This is a genomic window from Thauera sp. WB-2, from assembly GCF_027594845.1.
Classification (GTDB): domain Bacteria; phylum Pseudomonadota; class Gammaproteobacteria; order Burkholderiales; family Rhodocyclaceae; genus Thauera; species Thauera mechernichensis.
The window spans coordinates 3,438,120-3,454,094 of record NZ_CP088935.1; the positions used below are offsets into that span (position 1 = coordinate 3,438,120).

The following is a 15,975-nucleotide window of genomic DNA, read 5'->3' on the forward strand; positions in this document are numbered from 1 at the left end:
CATGCGCCTCGAAGCCCATGTCCACACCCCCCCTGCGGCCATTCCCGGCGGACATGAGCACGCTGCTACCCCCAGGCTCGCCGCCCAACGCGCTGCCGACCGCGGCACGCCTGCCCCCAGCCTGCTCGGCACCAGCCTGGCCACCCGCCTGGGCGTGTGCGCGGGCGCGCTGGCCCTGTTGTGGCTGACCATCCTGTGGGCGCTGCGCTGACATGGACGCCGCGCGCATGCCGATGATCCAGCTCGACAACCTCACCCTGGGCTACGACCGCCACCCCGCGGTGCACCACCTGTCCGGCGAGATCGCCGCCGGCGCGCTGGTGGCGGTGGTCGGCCCCAATGGCGCCGGCAAGTCCACCCTGCTCAAGGGCATTGCGGGCGAGTTGCGCCCGATCGGCGGCCGCATCGTGATGCCCGCCCTGCCCGCGCACGGCCTGGCCTACATGCCGCAGCGCGGCGAGATCGACCACAGCTTCCCGGTGTCGGTGTTCGACGTGGTGGCGATGGGTTTATGGCACGAGGTAGGCGCTTTCGGCGGGTTGTCGCGCCGCCAGCGCGAGCGCGTACGCGATGCGCTGGACGCGGTTGGCCTGACGGGCTTCGAAGCGCGCCCGATCGGCTCGCTGTCAGGCGGCCAGTTGCAGCGCGCGCGCTTTGCGCGCCTCATCCTGCAGGATGCGCCGCTGATCCTGCTCGATGAGCCCTTCGCCGCCATCGACAGCCGCACCGTCGAAGACCTGGTGGCGCTGATCCTGGGTTGGCACGCCGAAGGCCGCACCATCCTCACCGTGGTGCACGACCTCGAACAGGTGCGCCGCTACTTCCCTACCGCCCTGCTGCTGTCGCGCGAGCCGGTGGCCTTCGGTCCCACGGCTCAGGTACTGACGCCCGAGTTGCTGGCGCGCGCGCGCCGCCTGTCGGAAGCCTTCGACGACAACGCTGCGGAGTGCCACATCGAAGCCGTGCCCACGCTGCCCCCGAGCACGGGAGACGGTGCGGCAGCCCCTGGCCACGTGCATGTCCATGATCACGACCATGCCCATGGGCACGGCCACAGGCACTGAGCTTACCGACAACGCCCTCGCCCGCATTACGCGCCAGTTCCACCTCGGACCAGACCCGGTACCAACCTGCTTCCTTTCCCCGTGACCGAATTCCTCATCGATCCGTTTACCGATTTTGCCTTCATGCGCCGCGCCCTGGCCGGCTGCCTGGCGCTGGCGCTGGGCGCCACGCCGGTGGGCGTGTTCCTGCTGCTGCGCCGCATGAGCCTGATGGGCGACGCAATGAGCCACGCCATCCTGCCCGGAGCGGCGCTGGGCTACCTCGCCTTTGGTCTCTCGCTCGGCGCGATGACGGTCGGCGGCATCGTCGCCGGACTGGTCGTGGTGCTGGCCGCGGGCCTGGTCACGCGCGCCTCCATCCTCAAGGAGGACGCCAGCCTGGCGGCCTTCTACCTGCTGTCGCTGGCCGCGGGGGTGATGATCGTGTCGCTGCGCGGGCGCAACCTCGACTTGCTGCATGTGCTGTTCGGCTCGGTGCTGGCGCTTGACGATGCCTCGCTGCTGCTGATCGCCGGCATCGCCAGCGTGACCCTGGTGTGCCTGGCGCTGTTGTTCCGCCCGCTGGTGATGGAGTGCTTCGACCCCGCCTTTCTGCGCGGCGTGAGCCGCTGGTCACCGGTGGCGCATTACGGCTTCCTGATGCTGGTGGTGGTGAACCTGGTGAGCGGCTTCCACGCCCTGGGCACGCTGATGGCGGTGGGCATCATGATCCTGCCGTCGGCCGCTGCGCGGCTATGGGCCCGCGGGCTGCCCATGCTGCTGCTGCTTGCGGTGCTGTTCGCCTTCGCCAGCGGCGTGGCCGGGCTGCTGCTGTCCTTCCATGCCGACGTGCCAGCCGGCCCGGCAATCGTGCTGGTGTGCGGCGTGGTCTACTTCATCTCTTTGCTCGCTGCACCCGGTGGCCTGCTCGCCGGCCGCCTGCCGGTGCGCAACCACCTCGAACGCTGAGCGCTGCACGCACAAGGCGCCGCAAGACCCGATGCCCCTTTCCCAGGAGACCCCACGATGAAGCCCCAGCCCACAACCGCCGGACGCCGTCTCGCCCACGCCATCGCCGGCGGCCTGCTTGCCCTTGCCCTCGGTCCGGCACACGGTCAGCAGCCGCTGGACGTCACCGCAAGCTTCAGCATCCTGGGTGATTTCGTGCAGCAGGTCGGCGGCGAGCGCGTCAAGGTGCGCAGCCTGGTGGGCGCGGACGAGGACGCCCACGCCTTCCAGCCCCGCCCCTCGGATGCGCGCGAGATCGGCTCGGCAGCGCTGGTGGTGGTCAATGGCCTGGGCTTCGATGACTGGATGAGCCGCCTGGCGCGCTCGGGCGGCTACAAGGGCACGATCGTGGTTGCCAGCGACGGCGTGGTGACGCTGGAGATGGCCGACGACCATGGCCACGACCACGGTCACAAGCATTCGCACGGCCACAAGCACGGCAGCAAGGCGATCGACCCTCACGCCTGGCAGGACGTGGGCAACGCCCGCCAGTACGTGGCCAACATCGCTGCAGCGCTGACCGCTGCCGACCCCGCGGGCGCGGCCACCTACCGCGCCAACGCCGAACGCTACGACGGCGAACTGCGCGCACTCGATGCCGAGTTGCGTGCCGCATTCGGGGCGATTCCGGCCGAGCGCCGCAAGGTCGTGACCTCGCACGACGCCTTCGCCTACTTCGGGCGTGCCTACGGGGTGCGCTTCCTGTCGCCGGTGGGCGTATCGAACAATGCCGAGCCGACGGCCAAGGGCGTTGCCAGGCTCATCCGCCAACTCAAGGCGGAGAACATCCCCGCGGTGTTCATCGAGAATGTCGTCGATGCACGTCTGATCGAGCGCATCCGCGCCGAGAGCGGCGCAAGGATGGGCGGCACGCTCTACTCCGACGCCCTGTCGGGCGCTGGCGGGCCGGCAGCGAGCTATGTGCAGATGATGCGCAGCAACCTGCAGGCGCTGCAGGACGCGCTGCGCGAGACGCCCTGAACCCGGGCGCCCCGGGCGTTCAGGCGAAGATGCTGTGCAGCATCTTCGCGCACAGCACCATCAACAAGCCGGCAAAGATCTTCTTGAGTGTGGCCACCGGCAGGCGGTGCGCCAGACTCGCACCATAGGGTGCGGTGAGCATGCTGACCGTAGCCACCAGAACCAGCGCCGGCAGGTAGATGTAGCCAAGGGTCAGTGCCGGCGTGCCCTCGGCGCCCCAGCCATTGACGAGGTAGCCGATCGTGCCCGAGACGGCGATCGGCAGGCCGATCGCCGCTGAGGTGCCGATCGCGTGCTGCATCTTGACGTTGCACCAGGTCATGAAAGGCACGGACAGCGAACCACCACCGATCGCCACCAAGGCCGAAATGCCGCCGATGCCGACACCTGCGGCGTTCATCCCGGCGACCCCAGGCAGCTCGCGCGCAGGCTTGGGCTTGATGTTCAGCAGCATCTGCACGGCCACGTAGGCGGTGAACAGGGCGAAGAAGATCGCCAGCGGCACGGTATCGGCACGCGACGCGATGAAGGTGCCGCCGAAGGTGCCAAGCAGGATGCCGGGGGTGATCCGGCGCACGATGTCCCAGCGCACCGCACCGTGCGACTGGTGGGCGCGCAAGCTGGAGATGGAGGTCAGCACGATGGCTGCCATCGAGGTTCCGAGCGCCATGTGCACCACGGACTCGTGAGCAAAGCCCTGGGCAAGGAATAAGGTGGTGAGCATCGGAACCATCACCGCGCCGCCGCCCACCCCGAGCAGGCCAGCAACGAAGCCCACCACCGCGCCAAGCAGGGGGTAGGCGAGCCACCAGGCATTCACATCCATCGGATTCTCCTTGCCGTTGTTCGCGTCAGGCACGATCGCCGGCCGTTAACGTGAAGAAGGCACGGTGATCGCTCACCGCGCCTTCTCGTGTGGCCCCCCGCCTGTGCCGTCTCCGCCGGGCATCCTGAACCTAGGGTTCAGGGAGGTCGCGTTCCTTCCGCATCAGGATCACCCGGCAAGGGGCGTTCACACAGCGGTATCGATGGTCGGCAACCGAGTCTCTCGACTATTGGTTCAAGGAATCTACGACTTCAACGAACACTGCAGGGGATTGATCTTACGTGCCCGACCAGCCTGCCGACCTGTGCAGAAGCAATTCTGAATCAGACGTCAGAAGAGCTTTTCCTGCTGGGCCAGCACCCCGTCGAGGCGCGCTTTCATGAGTCCGATTCTACGCTTCGTGCCCGGCATGTCAAACCCATTGCCGCGCTGGAACTGCAGGAACTCGTGTGCAAGGTTGAGTGCAGTCATGACCGCTAGCCGCTCGCCCGCGGCGTTGGTCTTGGCGCCAAGTTCACGAAACTTGTCGTCCAGGTAGGCGACCGTGGCGAGCAACTCGTCCTTGCTTTCGGGGGTGCAGGAGACGCGGTATTCCTTCCCGAGCAACATCACATCCAGATGCTCCATCGACATGACCTCAGGCCTCCGGCAGTTTTTCTAGCAAGCTCTCGACACGCTCGGCGGCGAACCTGACCTTGTCGGAGAGCTGGCGGTTGTCGGTCTCCAGCCGCAGGACGCGCCCGCGCAGCTCGGCATTGTCGGCCCGCAGGCGTTCGTGGAGGCTGATCAGTTGCTCGAGTTGGGCTTCGAGCTGGGCGAGTTCTGTATCCATGGCGGCGATGTTAGTGAGCGGGCGATGACGGGTCAATCAGCGCTGGACCTGGGTCACGTCACGCACCGCGCCGGTATCGGCCGAGGTGGTGAGCGCAGCATAGGCCTGCAGCGCCGCCGAGACGACGCGTTCGCGCTTGACCGGCTTCCATGCAGCAGCCCCCTTGGCCTCCATCGCGGCGCGTCGGCGGGCGAGCTCGTCGGCCGTGACCGCGAGGTTGATGCTGCGGTTGGGGATGTCGATCTCGATGATGTCGCCGTCCTCGACGAGGGCGATCGCACCGCCGCAGGCCGCCTCGGGCGAGGCATGGCCGATCGACAGGCCGGAGGTACCGCCGGAGAAGCGGCCGTCGGTGAGCAGCGCGCACTGCGCGCCCAGACCTCGGCTCTTGAGATAGGAGGTGGGGTAGAGCATCTCCTGCATGCCGGGGCCGCCCTTGGGGCCTTCGTAGCGAATCACCACCACGTCGCCAGCCTGCACCTGTTCGCCAAGAATGCCGTCAACTGCGTCGTCCTGGCTTTCGAACACGCGCGCCTTGCCGGTGAACTTCCAGATCGACTCGTCCACGCCGGCGGTCTTCACGATGCAGCCCTTCTCGGCAATGTTGCCGTAGAGCACGGCAAGCCCACCGTCCTGGCTGAAGGCGTTGGCCTTGTCGCGGATGACCCCGCGCGTGCGGTCCATGTCCAGCTCCTTCCAGCGGCGATTCTGCGAGAACGCCACTTGCGTCGGCACCCCGCCCGGCGCAGCGAGGAAAAGCTCGAACACGGAGACGTCATGCGCCTGCAGGATGTCCCAGCGCGACAGGGCGTCGCCCATGGTCTTGCTGTGCACCGTCGGCACGTCGCGATGCAGCAGCCCTGCACGATCGAGCTCGCCGAGGATGCCCATGATGCCGCCGGCGCGGTGCACGTCTTCGATGTGCACATCGGCCACGGCGGGCGCAACCTTGCACAGGCAGGGGACGCGGCGGCTGATGCGGTCGATGTCCTTCATCGTGAAGTCGATACCGGCTTCGTGCGCGGCTGCCAGGAGGTGCAGCACGGTGTTGGTCGAGCCGCCCATGGCCACGTCGAGACTGATGGCGTTCTCGAAAGCCTTGAAGCTGGCGATGGAGCGCGGCAGCGCCGAGGTGTCGTCCTGTTCGTAATAGCGGCGGGCCAGGTCGACGATGCGGCGGCCGGCTTCCTTGAACAGCTTCTCACGGTCGGCATGGGTGGCGAGCGTGGTGCCGTTGCCGGGCAGCGACAGTCCGAGCGCTTCGGTGAGGCAGTTCATCGAGTTGGCAGTGAACATGCCCGAGCACGAGCCGCAGGTCGGACAGGCAGAGCGCTCGACGGCGTCGACTTCCTCGTCGGAGCAGTTCTTGTCCGCGGCCTTGACCATGGCGTCGACCAGATCGAGGGAGATGACCTTGTTCTCCCACTTCACCTTGCCTGCCTCCATCGGGCCGCCGGAGACGAAGATCACCGGGATATTGAGGCGCAGGGCGGCCATCAGCATGCCCGGGGTGATCTTGTCGCAGTTCGAGATGCACACGAGCGCGTCTGCGGTGTGGGCATTGCACATGTACTCGACGCTGTCGGCGATGAGGTCGCGCGAGGGCAGCGAATACAGCATGCCGCCGTGCCCCATGGCGATGCCGTCATCGACGGCGATGGTGTTGAACTCCTTGGCGACGCCGCCAGCGGCCTCGATCTCGCGCGCAACGAGCTGCCCCAGGTCCTTCAGGTGCACGTGGCCGGGCACGAACTGGGTAAAGCTGTTGGCGATGGCGATGATCGGCTTGCTGAAGTCCTCGTCCTTCATGCCGGTGGCGCGCCACAGGGCGCGGGCTCCCGCCATGTTGCGGCCGGCGGTCGAGGTGCGGGAACGATACTGGGGCATGGCGGCGCTCCGGAAAATCTGCGGTAAAGACGGTGATTCTAACGCGCACCAGCCAGCATGCACATCGTTCGGCACCACGGCAGCGATCCGGCATCGCACTCGCCCGACGCCCGTCGCCTTCAACCCCTCGCGGCTGCCGCCGCTCCTACGGCGGGAACGGACGCCGCGGTGCCCTCCTGCAGGAGCGGCGCGAGCCGCGAGCTTTTCATCGTACCCACCCGACGCCCATCGCCTTCAACCCCTCGCGGCTGGCGCCGCTCCTACGGCGGGAACGGACGCCGCGGCGCCCTCCTGTAGGAGCGGCGCGAGCCGCGCGCTTTTCATCGCACCCACCCGACACCCGTCGCCTTCAACCCCTCGCGGCTGGCGCCGCTCCTACGGCGGGAACGGACGCCGCGGCGCCCTCCTGTAGGAGCGGCGCGAGCCGCGAGCTTTTCATCGCACTCGCCCGACGCCCGTCGCCTTCAACCCCTCGCGGCTGGCGCCGCTCCTACGGCGGGAACGGACGCCGCGGCGCCCTCCTGTAGGAGCGGCGCGAGCCGCGAGACGTCGGAGGCGTGCGGGCTGGCGTATCATCCCGGTCTCGTCACCGCCAGGAGGCCCCATGCAGGATGCGAACCCCGCCACCGAAGCACAACCGGAAGCCGGCTTCGACCTCACCCCGGCCGAGATCCGTGTGCTCGGGGTGTTGATCGAAAAGTCCTTCATCACCCCCGACGCATATCCGCTGTCGATCAACGCCGTCACGACCGGCTGCAATCAGCTCACCGCGCGCGAGCCGGTGATGAGCCTGAGCGAAGCGGAGGTGCAGGATGCGATCGACAGCCTGATGGCCCGGCGCCTGGTGTCCAAGCGTGACCAGGCAAGCGCGCGCGTGCCCAAGTACGAGCACCTGGTGCGCCTGCGCCACTCGCTGCCGCCAGCCGAGCAGGCGGTACTGGCGATCCTGCTGCTGCGCGGCGCACAGACTGCAGGCGAGTTGCGCCAGCGCTGCGAGCGCCTGCACCGCTTCGACGACGTTGCAGCGGTGGAAGCGGTGCTGGAACACCTGGCCGACAAATATCCGCCGCTCGTCGCCGCCCTGCCCCGCGCGCCCGGCACCAAGGAGACCCGCCACGTGCATCTGCTCGGCGGCGACGCGGCGGTTCAGGAGATGGCCGAGGCGCAGTCCCTGGGCACAGCGGCGGGCAGTGCGCGCGGACGAATCGGGGAACTCGAGGACGAGGTCCGCCGTCTGCGGGAAGAGCTCGAAGCCCTGCGCAGCGAGTTTGCCGAGTTCCGCAAGCAGTTCGACTGACCACCTGACCCACAAACGGCGCGCAGGACGAGCCACTGGCAGGCCGGCTCAACGTGTGCGCCACGCTCATTGCACCCATCAGACCCATGCTCGTCCATCCGCAATTCGATCCGATCGCCTTTTCGCTGGGCCCACTCTCGGTGCGCTGGTATGGCCTGATGTACCTGACCGCTTTCGTGCTCTTCGTCGTCCTCGGTCGCCTGCATGCACGCCGCAGGCCTGAACTGGGCTGGAACGCGCAGATGATCGACGATCTGTTGCTGTACGGCGTGATCGGCGTGATCGTGGGCGGGCGCCTGGGCGAGGTGCTGTTCTTCCAGCCCGGCTACTACCTGCAGCACCCGGGTGAAATCCTCGCGGTGTGGAAGGGCGGAATGAGCTTTCACGGTGGTTTCCTCGGCGTGCTGGTGGCGATGTGGCTGTATGGCCGCAAGCACGGCAAGGGCTTCTGGCAGGTCACCGACTTCATCGCACCGCTGGTGCCGACCGGGCTGGCGGCAGGGCGCATCGGCAATTTCATCAACGGTGAGCTATGGGGCCGCCCGGCAAGTTCAGAGCTGCCCTGGGCGATGGTCTTCCCCTGGGTGGACGCGGCGCCGCGCCACCCCTCACAGCTCTACCAGGCGGCGGGTGAAGGCCTGCTGCTGTTCGTCATCCTGTGGCTGTACGCGGCCAGCCCGCGACCGCTGCGCGCGGTGTCAGCCGTGTTCCTGATCGGCTACGGCAGCCTGCGCTTCCTGGCCGAGTTCTTCCGTACGCCCGACCCCGGCATCTTCGGCACCTTGTCTCTGGGCCTATCGACCGCGCAGTGGTTGTGTGTGCCGATGGTGGTGGTCGGCCTGGCCCTGCTGGTACTGACGCGCACCGCCGCACCGGCGCCACGCTGAAGCAGCCCGGACTGCCCGGACGGCTCAGGCCGCCTTGGCGTCGGCAAGCCCCGCGAGCAGGTCGGGGAGGTCGGCGACGAGGCTGACGGCGTCGGCGCCGAGTGCGCGCGCCGCGCGCGCCGGCATGGAGTCCGCAGCCGGCACGGCAACCACGATGTAACTACCCGGGGCAACGCGCTTGAGCAGGCCGACGAGACGTGCGGGCTCCTGCGGTGCGACGCTCGAATCGAGAACCACCACGTCGGGATGACGTTCGAAGTACAGGCCCAGGGCGAGGCTTTCGCTCGCTGTGCGACCAACGACGTCTACGCCTGCTTCCGCCAGGGCCGCACCGAGCGCCAGCGCGGTGTCGGCCTGCGGCGCATCGGGCGCGACGAGCAGCACTCTCAGGCGGGATTCTTGGGGGCGCATGGCGGCGGCAAGCAGCACGTTATTGCGAACTCGGGGAAGAAGACTGCCCGGAAGATGTCATAGCACCACTGCATGCGCAAGTTCAAAACCGTAAAAATGTCACGCACTGCCCGATTCGGGCTAATGCTATCGTCAACCGACACGATAAGATCGAGCCAAATCAATCCGCATGGACAGTGCCTGGGCGCCGCCAGTGCCGGACCAGGGCAGGATCAGGAGGAGAACATGTCAGCTTCGGGACTCGTTTCGCGCAGCCTCTCCAGGGTGCGCGAGCTGGTGGTCAGCGCCGCACATTTCGGCAAGATGCCGGAGGCGGACGATCTGGACAGCATCCGTACGCAACTGCAGGAGTGTGCGGAAGGGCGCGGAGGCGAGGTCTCTACCCGCCAACGCGCGGCGCGACTGGCGGAGACTTACCTGCGCCTTGATGATGCAGGGCGCCACGCCTTTCTCAAGCTGATCGCGCACGAATTCGGCCCCGACCCGGAACAGGTGGCACTTGCCCACGAGGACTATCAACACGCGGTGGGCACACCGGCGCAGTGGGATGCCGAGGCGCGGCTGCGCACTGCGATGCGCTCGCGCCGGCTGCGTATCCTGACCCAGTTCAACGCAATCCCCCAGGGAGTGAAGTTCCTGGTGGACCTGCGCGCTGACCTGCTGCGTTTTCTGCCCGAGGACCCGCTGCTCAAGCCGCTCGACCGCGAGCTCGAAGCCCGCTTGACGGCGTGGTTCGACGTCGGCTTCCTCGAACTGCAGCGCATCACCTGGGGGTCGCCTGCAGCCCTGCTCGAAAAGCTCGTGCAGTATGAGGCGGTGCACGAGATCCGCTCTTGGGACGACCTGAAGAACCGGCTGGACTCCGACCGCCGCTGCTACGCGTTCTTCCACCCGCGCATGCCGCTGGAGCCGCTGATCTTCGTCCAGGTCGCGCTACTCGAGAACATGGCGGACGATGTCCAGCGCCTGCTCGACATCGAGGCGCCGCTGGCCGACGTCGGCAAGGCGACGACCGCCATCTTCTATTCGATCAGCGCCACCCAGGCGGGGCTGCGCGGGGTGAGCTTCGGCAACTTCCTGCTCAAGCGCGTCGTCGATGACCTTAAGCGCGACTTCCCGCGCCTGCGCACCTTTGCCACCCTGTCGCCCATCCCGGGGCTGGTGCGCTGGGCTGAGCGCAATCCGGAAGAACTCGCCGAAGCAATCACCCCAGCCGACTGGAAACGTCTGCGGACACTCGGCCTGGCCGACCTCGACGCTGCACCGCTGGCCGGCCTGCTGGGTGGAGACAGCAGCTGGAGTGGCGACCCCGCGCTTGCCGATGCCCTGCGCGACCCCCTGCTGCGCCTGACCGCGCGCTACCTGCTCGAGGCCCGGCGCGGCGACAGGCCGGTCGATTCGGTCGCTCGCTTCCATCTCGGCAACGGCGCACGCGTCGAGCGCCTGAACTGGCTCGCGGATACATCGACCAAAGGCCTGCGGCAGTCCTGGGGGGTGATGGTCAACTATCTTTACGACCCGGACAGCATCGAGGTCAACCTGGAGGACTTCGAACGCGAAGGCCGCATCGACGCTTCTTCGGCCGTGAGGCGACTGGCACGGCGCTGAGCCGCGCGCCGTGCCGACCGATACCATGCTCCTGCCCCTGCGCCCAACCTCGATCCGCATTCGCCTTCTGCTCGCCAGCACCGTGGTCCAGGTGTTGCTGCTCAGTCTGCTGCTGGCCAACAGCGTACGACTGATGAACAACGCCGTGTCCGCCAGCCTCGACACCACGATCGAGCAGAACGCGAGCATGCTGCACGCGATGATCACCGCCTACAGCGAGCGCGAACGCCTGGACGCCCTGCAGGACGTGCTCGGCGAACTGCTCGAAGGCGCCGAGCAGGGCCTGGTCTATGTGCGCATCGTCGGCGCCGACATGCGCCCGCTGGTCAGCGCCGGCTCGGGCACCGACGCACCGTTGCCAGAGCCTAGCAGCACCCGCCAGAGCTTCGTCGAGGCACTCACCGGCAGCGAGCTGGTTCATGTGCGGCGCCCGCTGCTGCTGGCAAGGAACGAGGTCGGCTTGCTGCAGTTCGGGGTATCGGTCTCGGTCCTGGCAGCCGCACGCAGGGCGATCATGGAGCAAGGCCTCGCCATCGCACTGGCCGAGATCGCGCTCACATTCGTGCTGCTGTCCTCGATTGGCTTCCTGCTGACTCGCAACCTGCGCCGCCTGCTCGAAGGTAGCAAGGCCATTGCCGACGGCCACCTCGAGCACCGCGTCTCCACCCGTGGCCATGACGAGTTCGCGGTGATCGCGCGGCACTTCAACATCATGGCGGCAACGCTGCAGCAGCGTGTGCATGAACTGCAGCAGACGGCCGAGAGCCTGCGCAGCAGCGAGGCGCGCTATGCAATGGCGCTGCACGGCGCAAACGATGGCCTGTGGGACTGGGACATCAGCGCCGGAACGGCCTACTATTCCGACCGCTTCTGCCAGATCCTCGGCCTGGCACCTGGAGCACTGCAAAGCTCCCCGCAGGCGCTGCTCGACTACATCCACCCCCAGGACCTGCCAGGCTATCGCCAGCGCCTGATCGCGCACCTGAAGGGCGAGAGCGCCCAGTTCATGTTCGAGCACCGGGTGGTGCCGCCCAATGGCGAGGCGCACTGGGTGCTGATGCGCGGCGTCGCCAGCCGCGACGAGGATGGCCGTGCGATTCGTATGGCTGGCTCGCTGGGCGACATCAACCTGCGCAAGCGCGCCGAGCAACAGCTCGTGCATGACGCACTCCACGACGGGCTCACCGGGCTGCCCAACCGCGCGATGTTCATCGAACATGTAAATCGTGCGCTGGCGCAACGCCGGCGCGGCCACGGCAAGCTGGTCGCGGTACTGACGATCAACCTCGAGCGCTTCAGCCTGGTCAATGACAGCTATGGCCATGCGGTTGGCGACGAACTCCTGCGCAGCGTCGCCCGCCACGTCGGCTCGCTGATGCGTGATGGCGACGTTTCGGCGCGCGTCGGCGGCGATCAGTTCGCCGTTCTGCTCAACGGCCTGGACGACTCGCTCGAAGCCTTGCGCATCTGCGAGGAGCTCGTCGCCCTGCCCCCCTTTGCGCCCAGCAGCGCCGAGTCGCTGCTGCATCCGCGGTGCCGGGTGGGCGTGGCACTGAGCGATGGCGAGCGCGAGGACGCCGAGTCGCTGCTGCGCGATGCCGACAACGCCCTGCACAAGGCGCGCCGCAGCGAAAGTGCCGCCATCGAGTTCTTCCAGCCATCCATGCATGCCCAGGCGCTGCGTGCCCTCAAGGTGGAGGCAGAACTGCGCACTGCCCTCGCCCACGGCGGCCTCGAGGTCTACTACCAGCCGATCGTCGACCTGAGCACACGACAGACGAGCAGCTTCGAAGCCCTTGTGCGCTGGCCCCACCCCACGCTCGGCCTGCTGTCACCGGCAGAGTTCATTCCATTGGCCGAGACCCTCGACCTGATCCACGACCTGGGCATGACGGTACTCGAGACAAGCTGCCGCGACCTGCGTGCCTGGCGCAGCCAACTCGCCGATCCGACCCCCCTGCGCGTGAGCGTCAACCTCTCCGCCCGCCAGCTCGCGCGCGCGCAACTGGCCGAGGAGCTGCTCTCCGCCATCGAACGCTGCGGCGTACCTCGCCGTCTCATCCGCTTCGAGGTGACCGAGAGTCTGCTCGCCAGCCCTGAAGGCCCCGCGCTACGCAACCTCCATGCCCTGCGCGAGGCCGGCATCGACATCCTCATCGACGACTTCGGTACCGGCTACTCCGCACTGAGCTACCTCCACACCATGCCCTGCAACCAGGTCAAGCTGGACGGCTCCTTCGTGCGCTCCATCACCCATGACGAAAGGCTGCGTGCCATCGTGCGCCACAGCATCGAACTCGCCCACGACCTCGGCATGACGGTGGTGGCAGAATGCATAGAAGAAGAAGCGCAACTCGAGATCCTGCGTGCGATGGGCTGCGACTTTGGCCAGGGCTACCTGTTCTCGCGACCGCTGGACCGGAACGCGACCTTTGCCAGCCTGCGCCGTACTACCGGAGAGCACCTTCAATGATCAGATCCTTGCTGGCAGCACTTGCCGTCGTGGCTCTGCCGGCAGCCGCCGAGACCCGCGTGGACTGGCAGTTTTCGGGCTTTGCCACCGCCGGTGCGGTGTATACCAGCTCGCACGCGCTCCAGTTCGCCCGCATCGGCATCGACGCGCCCGGCGGCAATCGAGTCGATGCCGGGCCGGACTCGGTACTCGGCCTGCAGCTGAACGGGCGCTTCGGCGAGCGCAGCGCGGCAGTCCTGCAGTTGATCACCCGCGAAACCCAGCGTGGCGACCATACTCCGCGACCGGCACTGGCCTTCATCAGCCATGCCCTCACCCCCGCGCTCAGCGTGCGCGCCGGCCGGCTACGCAGCCCGTTTTTCATGCTGTCTGACTCGGCAGACCTCAACTACAGCCACCCATGGGTGCGACCGCCGGTCGAGGTCTATGGCCTGAACCCCTTCAGCGACATCGATGGCATCGACCTGCTATACCGCACACCGGTCGGACCTGCCCACCTCGAACTGCACCCCTACGCCGGACGCAGCCGCATTCCGGTAATCGGCGGCGGACGTGCGACGCTGGACAATCTGGTCGGGCTGAGCGTGACCATGGAGGCCGGCGAGTTCAGCATCAGCGCTGGTCATGCAATCGCGGAGCTTTCCGTTCAGCGTAGCTCGGCCCGTGTCGCGGCGCTTCCGGGCGAACTGCGCAGCCTGCTCAGCGGCGACGACGCGCGCGCCAGCTTCAGTTCGATCGGACTGCAATGGGACGACGGACGTTGGCTGGTCAGCGCCGAACTGGCACGCAACACCGCCGACGCCTTTACCAGCAGCGCACGCGGCGCCTACGCCTCGCTGGGCAGACGCAGCGGTGCATTCACGCCTTACCTCGTCCTCGCACGGCAATGGCAGGACGAACCGGCCGTCCGCCTGGCAACAGCCGACCCCGGCCTTGGCGCTCTCGTATCGGCATTCAACCGCTCGCGCAACCAGTCGCAACGCAGCCTGACCCTTGGCGTGCGCTGGGATTTCGCCAGCGCAGCCGCGCTCAAGACCGAACTCACCCACGTGCGCACCGAGCGCGGAGCCCACGGCACCTTCATCGCCCGCGGCGACCCCTTCGCACGCGGACTGGACAACCGCGCCATCAACCTGCTGAGCGTGTCCGTCGATGTGGTCTTCTGAGCGCACGCCCACCCTCGCGCTGTGCACGACGTGGCTGCTGCTCGCGCTGACGGTGCTGTGGCCGGCAGGCGCCAAGGCCGAAGAGATCGTGGTCGTGACCGCCGTACACGGTGGGCTGACCACCCTCGATCGCGGCACCACGGAGCAGCTCTACCTGGGCCGCCGCAGCAACCTGTTCGACGGCCAAGGGGTGATGCTCATTGACCTGCCTGCCGGACCAGTTCGGGATGCGTTCTACCAACGGCTCACGCGGAAGAACCCCAGCCAGATCCGCGCCTACTGGTCGCGACTGGTATTTACCGGCCGCGCCCAGCCCCCGCGCGAGGCATCGAGCGTCGATGAGGCCCGGCGCCTCGTTCTCGAATCCCAGGGCAGCATTGCCTACCTGCCGCGTACCGCCGCGAACGACCCCGGCCTCCAGATCCTGTTCAGCCTCGAATGAAAGTTGCCGGCTGGCTGCGCATCCGTGCAGCCGGCGATTGACCCTTGGGTAGGCATGTGATCTAATGCGAATCATTATTATTCGCCAGACTCTTACAAATGCTGTCCAATAACTGCGCCCATCCCGCACCGCCCTCCACGGGGCAAGAGACCGCCGGTGAGACCCTGCCACATCGCCAGGGCCAGGACGCAGCCATCCGGAGCGAGCAATTGTTCGAGGGGCGGAGCACGCTCGAGATCGAGCACGAGGGATGCCGGTACTTCCTGCGCGCCACGCGCAGCGGAAAGTTGATTCTCACCAAATGAATATCACCGCCCTAAGGGCAAAATGCGGCTGGGAGGCTAAACTATGTACGTATGCGTTTGCCTTGGGGTCACCGAACGCCAGATCGAACAGGCCGCTCGCGCGGGTGCGCGCCGGCTGCGGGATCTGCGGGCGGAGTTGGGTGTGACGACCGAATGCGCGACCTGCGCACGTCATGCCCATAGTTGCCTGCGTGCGGCAATCGACTGTCAAGCCGGGAACGAGACGCTGGCCACAGCAAGGCAAACGCTGCACCCCAACCAATTTGCCCTGGAGGCCGCAGCATGAAAGGCGACAAGAAAGTCATCCAGTACCTCAACAAGCAGCTCACCATCGAGCTTACCGCCATCAACCAGTACTTCCTGCATGCGCGCATGTACAAGAACTGGGGCTTCGACCGCCTCGGCAAGCACGAGTACGACGAGTCGATCGAGGAGATGAAGCACGCCGACATGCTGATCGAACGCGTGCTCTTCCTCGAGGGCCTGCCCAACCTGCAGAACCTCAACAAGCTCCTGATCGGCGAGAACGTGCCCGAGTGCATGCAGGGCGACCTCAAGCTCGAACTGGCAGGGCGCGAGAACCTGATCGAAGCAATTGCCTACTGCGAGTCCTGTAAGGACTACGTCTCGCGGGAGCTGTTCGAGCACATTCTCGAAGACACCGAGGAGCATATCGACTACCTCGAGACCCAGCTCGGCCTCGTCGACAGCGTCGGCCTGCAGAACTACCTGCAGTCGCAGATGAAGCCAGCCGCATCCTGACCCACCGCAGCCCCGTCCAGGGGCATTCAACAGCCCCTGACGATGCC

The 15,975-nt window shown here is 67.0% G+C and carries 18 protein-coding genes and 1 other RNA gene; 13 read left to right on the top strand and 6 right to left on the bottom strand.

Annotated elements, in window-relative coordinates:
• The first annotated feature begins 1 nt into the window (after position 1).
• The 4 genes from LQF09_RS15745 (at position 2) to LQF09_RS15760 (ending at position 3,032) form a co-directional block, all read left to right on the top strand.
• Entirely contained in the window at positions 2 to 211 is a 210-nt protein-coding gene (locus LQF09_RS15745) for a hypothetical protein (RefSeq protein WP_002931907.1), read from the top strand.
• Position 212: 1 nt separating this feature from the next.
• On the top strand, positions 213 to 1,064 hold the full coding sequence (locus LQF09_RS15750; protein ID WP_270068390.1) for a metal ABC transporter ATP-binding protein: 852 nt from the start codon (positions 213 to 215) through the stop codon (positions 1,062 to 1,064).
• An 81-nt stretch (positions 1,065 to 1,145) separates the two neighbouring features.
• A complete protein-coding gene (locus LQF09_RS15755) occupies positions 1,146 to 2,012 on the top strand; it encodes a metal ABC transporter permease (protein WP_002931903.1) in 867 nt (288 codons plus the stop codon).
• Positions 2,013 to 2,069: 57 nt separating this feature from the next.
• Positions 2,070 to 3,032 (top strand): metal ABC transporter solute-binding protein, Zn/Mn family, encoded by a 963-nt coding sequence (locus LQF09_RS15760; protein WP_270068391.1) that lies wholly within the window; start codon positions 2,070 to 2,072, stop codon positions 3,030 to 3,032.
• A 19-nt stretch (positions 3,033 to 3,051) separates the two neighbouring features.
• On the opposite strand, the gene LQF09_RS15765 is transcribed toward LQF09_RS15760, so the two are convergent.
• The 5 genes from LQF09_RS15765 to ilvD all read right to left on the bottom strand — a co-directional run bounded on the left by LQF09_RS15765 (position 3,052) and on the right by ilvD (position 6,577).
• Complete coding sequence (locus LQF09_RS15765; protein ID WP_002931896.1) at positions 3,052 to 3,858, bottom strand: sulfite exporter TauE/SafE family protein; 807 nt, start codon at positions 3,856 to 3,858, stop codon at positions 3,052 to 3,054.
• 90 nt (positions 3,859 to 3,948) lie between these two features.
• Positions 3,949 to 4,131, bottom strand: a non-coding RNA gene (gene ssrS / locus LQF09_RS15770) — 6S RNA.
• Positions 4,132 to 4,188: 57 nt separating this feature from the next.
• Positions 4,189 to 4,491, bottom strand: a complete 303-nt coding sequence (locus tag LQF09_RS15775; RefSeq protein WP_002931893.1) for a cell division protein ZapA — start codon at positions 4,489 to 4,491, stop codon at positions 4,189 to 4,191.
• A 4-nt stretch (positions 4,492 to 4,495) separates the two neighbouring features.
• Complete coding sequence (locus LQF09_RS15780) at positions 4,496 to 4,690, bottom strand: hypothetical protein (RefSeq protein ID WP_002931891.1); 195 nt, start codon at positions 4,688 to 4,690, stop codon at positions 4,496 to 4,498.
• Between the two features lie 36 nt (positions 4,691 to 4,726).
• A complete protein-coding gene (gene ilvD, locus LQF09_RS15785; protein ID WP_002931890.1) occupies positions 4,727 to 6,577 on the bottom strand; it encodes a dihydroxy-acid dehydratase in 1,851 nt (616 codons plus the stop codon).
• Between the two features lie 604 nt (positions 6,578 to 7,181).
• On the opposite strand from ilvD, the gene LQF09_RS15790 reads away from it, so the two are divergent.
• Positions 7,182 to 7,874 carry a YceH family protein gene (locus LQF09_RS15790; protein ID WP_002929695.1) on the top strand — a complete coding sequence of 231 codons (693 nt, stop codon included), beginning with the start codon at positions 7,182 to 7,184 and terminating at the stop codon, positions 7,872 to 7,874.
• An 86-nt stretch (positions 7,875 to 7,960) separates the two neighbouring features.
• Positions 7,961 to 8,761: a prolipoprotein diacylglyceryl transferase gene (gene lgt, locus LQF09_RS15795; RefSeq protein WP_270068392.1), complete on the top strand. Its 801-nt coding sequence runs from the start codon at positions 7,961 to 7,963 to the stop codon at positions 8,759 to 8,761.
• A gap of 24 nt (positions 8,762 to 8,785) precedes the next feature.
• Here the strand turns inward: lgt and LQF09_RS15800 are convergent, their stop codons facing one another.
• Entirely contained in the window at positions 8,786 to 9,172 is a 387-nt protein-coding gene (locus LQF09_RS15800; RefSeq protein ID WP_270068393.1) for a two-component system response regulator, read from the bottom strand.
• Between the two features lie 225 nt (positions 9,173 to 9,397).
• Here LQF09_RS15800 and LQF09_RS15805 point away from each other — a divergent pair, with 225 nt between their 5' ends.
• The 7 genes from LQF09_RS15805 to bfr all read left to right on the top strand — a co-directional run bounded on the left by LQF09_RS15805 (position 9,398) and on the right by bfr (position 15,928).
• Positions 9,398 to 10,780, top strand: a complete 1,383-nt coding sequence (locus LQF09_RS15805) for a malonyl-CoA decarboxylase (RefSeq protein ID WP_270068394.1) — start codon at positions 9,398 to 9,400, stop codon at positions 10,778 to 10,780.
• Between the two features lie 25 nt (positions 10,781 to 10,805).
• The gene (locus LQF09_RS15810) at positions 10,806 to 13,253 is read left to right on the top strand and encodes an EAL domain-containing protein (RefSeq protein WP_270068395.1); all 2,448 of its coding nucleotides are present in this window, start codon (positions 10,806 to 10,808) and stop codon (positions 13,251 to 13,253) included.
• A complete protein-coding gene (locus tag LQF09_RS15815) occupies positions 13,250 to 14,419 on the top strand; it encodes a hypothetical protein (protein ID WP_270068396.1) in 1,170 nt (389 codons plus the stop codon). The genes LQF09_RS15810 and LQF09_RS15815 overlap by 4 nt, the downstream gene beginning before the upstream one ends.
• Positions 14,406 to 14,861: a hypothetical protein gene (locus tag LQF09_RS15820; RefSeq protein WP_270068397.1), complete on the top strand. Its 456-nt coding sequence runs from the start codon at positions 14,406 to 14,408 to the stop codon at positions 14,859 to 14,861. Before LQF09_RS15815 ends, LQF09_RS15820 begins: the two co-directional genes overlap by 14 nt.
• 98 nt (positions 14,862 to 14,959) lie before the next feature.
• Positions 14,960 to 15,166: a hemin uptake protein HemP gene (locus tag LQF09_RS15825; RefSeq protein ID WP_270068398.1), complete on the top strand. Its 207-nt coding sequence runs from the start codon at positions 14,960 to 14,962 to the stop codon at positions 15,164 to 15,166.
• 43 nt (positions 15,167 to 15,209) lie between these two features.
• Complete coding sequence (locus tag LQF09_RS15830; protein ID WP_004248823.1) at positions 15,210 to 15,452, top strand: (2Fe-2S)-binding protein; 243 nt, start codon at positions 15,210 to 15,212, stop codon at positions 15,450 to 15,452.
• The gene (gene bfr / locus LQF09_RS15835) at positions 15,449 to 15,928 is read left to right on the top strand and encodes a bacterioferritin (RefSeq protein ID WP_002929663.1); all 480 of its coding nucleotides are present in this window, start codon (positions 15,449 to 15,451) and stop codon (positions 15,926 to 15,928) included. Before LQF09_RS15830 ends, bfr begins: the two co-directional genes overlap by 4 nt.
• Positions 15,929 to 15,975 lie beyond the last annotated feature (47 nt).

Excerpts from the sequence above, each read along its gene's own strand:
- LQF09_RS15820 (WP_270068397.1), top strand. The coding sequence starts at position 14,406 with ATGTGGTCTTCTGAGCGCACGCCCACCCTCGCGCTGTGCACGACGTGG.
- ilvD (WP_002931890.1), bottom strand. The coding sequence starts at position 6,577 with ATGCCCCAGTATCGTTCCCGCACCTCGACCGCCGGCCGCAACATGGCG.
- LQF09_RS15775 (WP_002931893.1), bottom strand. The coding sequence starts at position 4,491 with ATGTCGATGGAGCATCTGGATGTGATGTTGCTCGGGAAGGAATACCGC.
- LQF09_RS15750 (WP_270068390.1), top strand. The coding sequence starts at position 213 with ATGGACGCCGCGCGCATGCCGATGATCCAGCTCGACAACCTCACCCTG.
- LQF09_RS15765 (WP_002931896.1), bottom strand. The coding sequence starts at position 3,858 with ATGGATGTGAATGCCTGGTGGCTCGCCTACCCCCTGCTTGGCGCGGTG.
- LQF09_RS15810 (WP_270068395.1), top strand. The coding sequence starts at position 10,806 with ATGCTCCTGCCCCTGCGCCCAACCTCGATCCGCATTCGCCTTCTGCTC.
- LQF09_RS15745 (WP_002931907.1), top strand. The coding sequence starts at position 2 with ATGCGCCTCGAAGCCCATGTCCACACCCCCCCTGCGGCCATTCCCGGC.
- LQF09_RS15790 (WP_002929695.1), top strand. The coding sequence starts at position 7,182 with ATGCAGGATGCGAACCCCGCCACCGAAGCACAACCGGAAGCCGGCTTC.
- bfr (WP_002929663.1), top strand. The coding sequence starts at position 15,449 with ATGAAAGGCGACAAGAAAGTCATCCAGTACCTCAACAAGCAGCTCACC.
- LQF09_RS15800 (WP_270068393.1), bottom strand. The coding sequence starts at position 9,172 with ATGCGCCCCCAAGAATCCCGCCTGAGAGTGCTGCTCGTCGCGCCCGAT.
- LQF09_RS15825 (WP_270068398.1), top strand. The coding sequence starts at position 14,960 with ATGCTGTCCAATAACTGCGCCCATCCCGCACCGCCCTCCACGGGGCAA.
- LQF09_RS15815 (WP_270068396.1), top strand. The coding sequence starts at position 13,250 with ATGATCAGATCCTTGCTGGCAGCACTTGCCGTCGTGGCTCTGCCGGCA.
- lgt (WP_270068392.1), top strand. The coding sequence starts at position 7,961 with ATGCTCGTCCATCCGCAATTCGATCCGATCGCCTTTTCGCTGGGCCCA.
- LQF09_RS15830 (WP_004248823.1), top strand. The coding sequence starts at position 15,210 with ATGTACGTATGCGTTTGCCTTGGGGTCACCGAACGCCAGATCGAACAG.
- LQF09_RS15760 (WP_270068391.1), top strand. The coding sequence starts at position 2,070 with ATGAAGCCCCAGCCCACAACCGCCGGACGCCGTCTCGCCCACGCCATC.
- LQF09_RS15780 (WP_002931891.1), bottom strand. The coding sequence starts at position 4,690 with ATGGATACAGAACTCGCCCAGCTCGAAGCCCAACTCGAGCAACTGATC.
- LQF09_RS15805 (WP_270068394.1), top strand. The coding sequence starts at position 9,398 with ATGTCAGCTTCGGGACTCGTTTCGCGCAGCCTCTCCAGGGTGCGCGAG.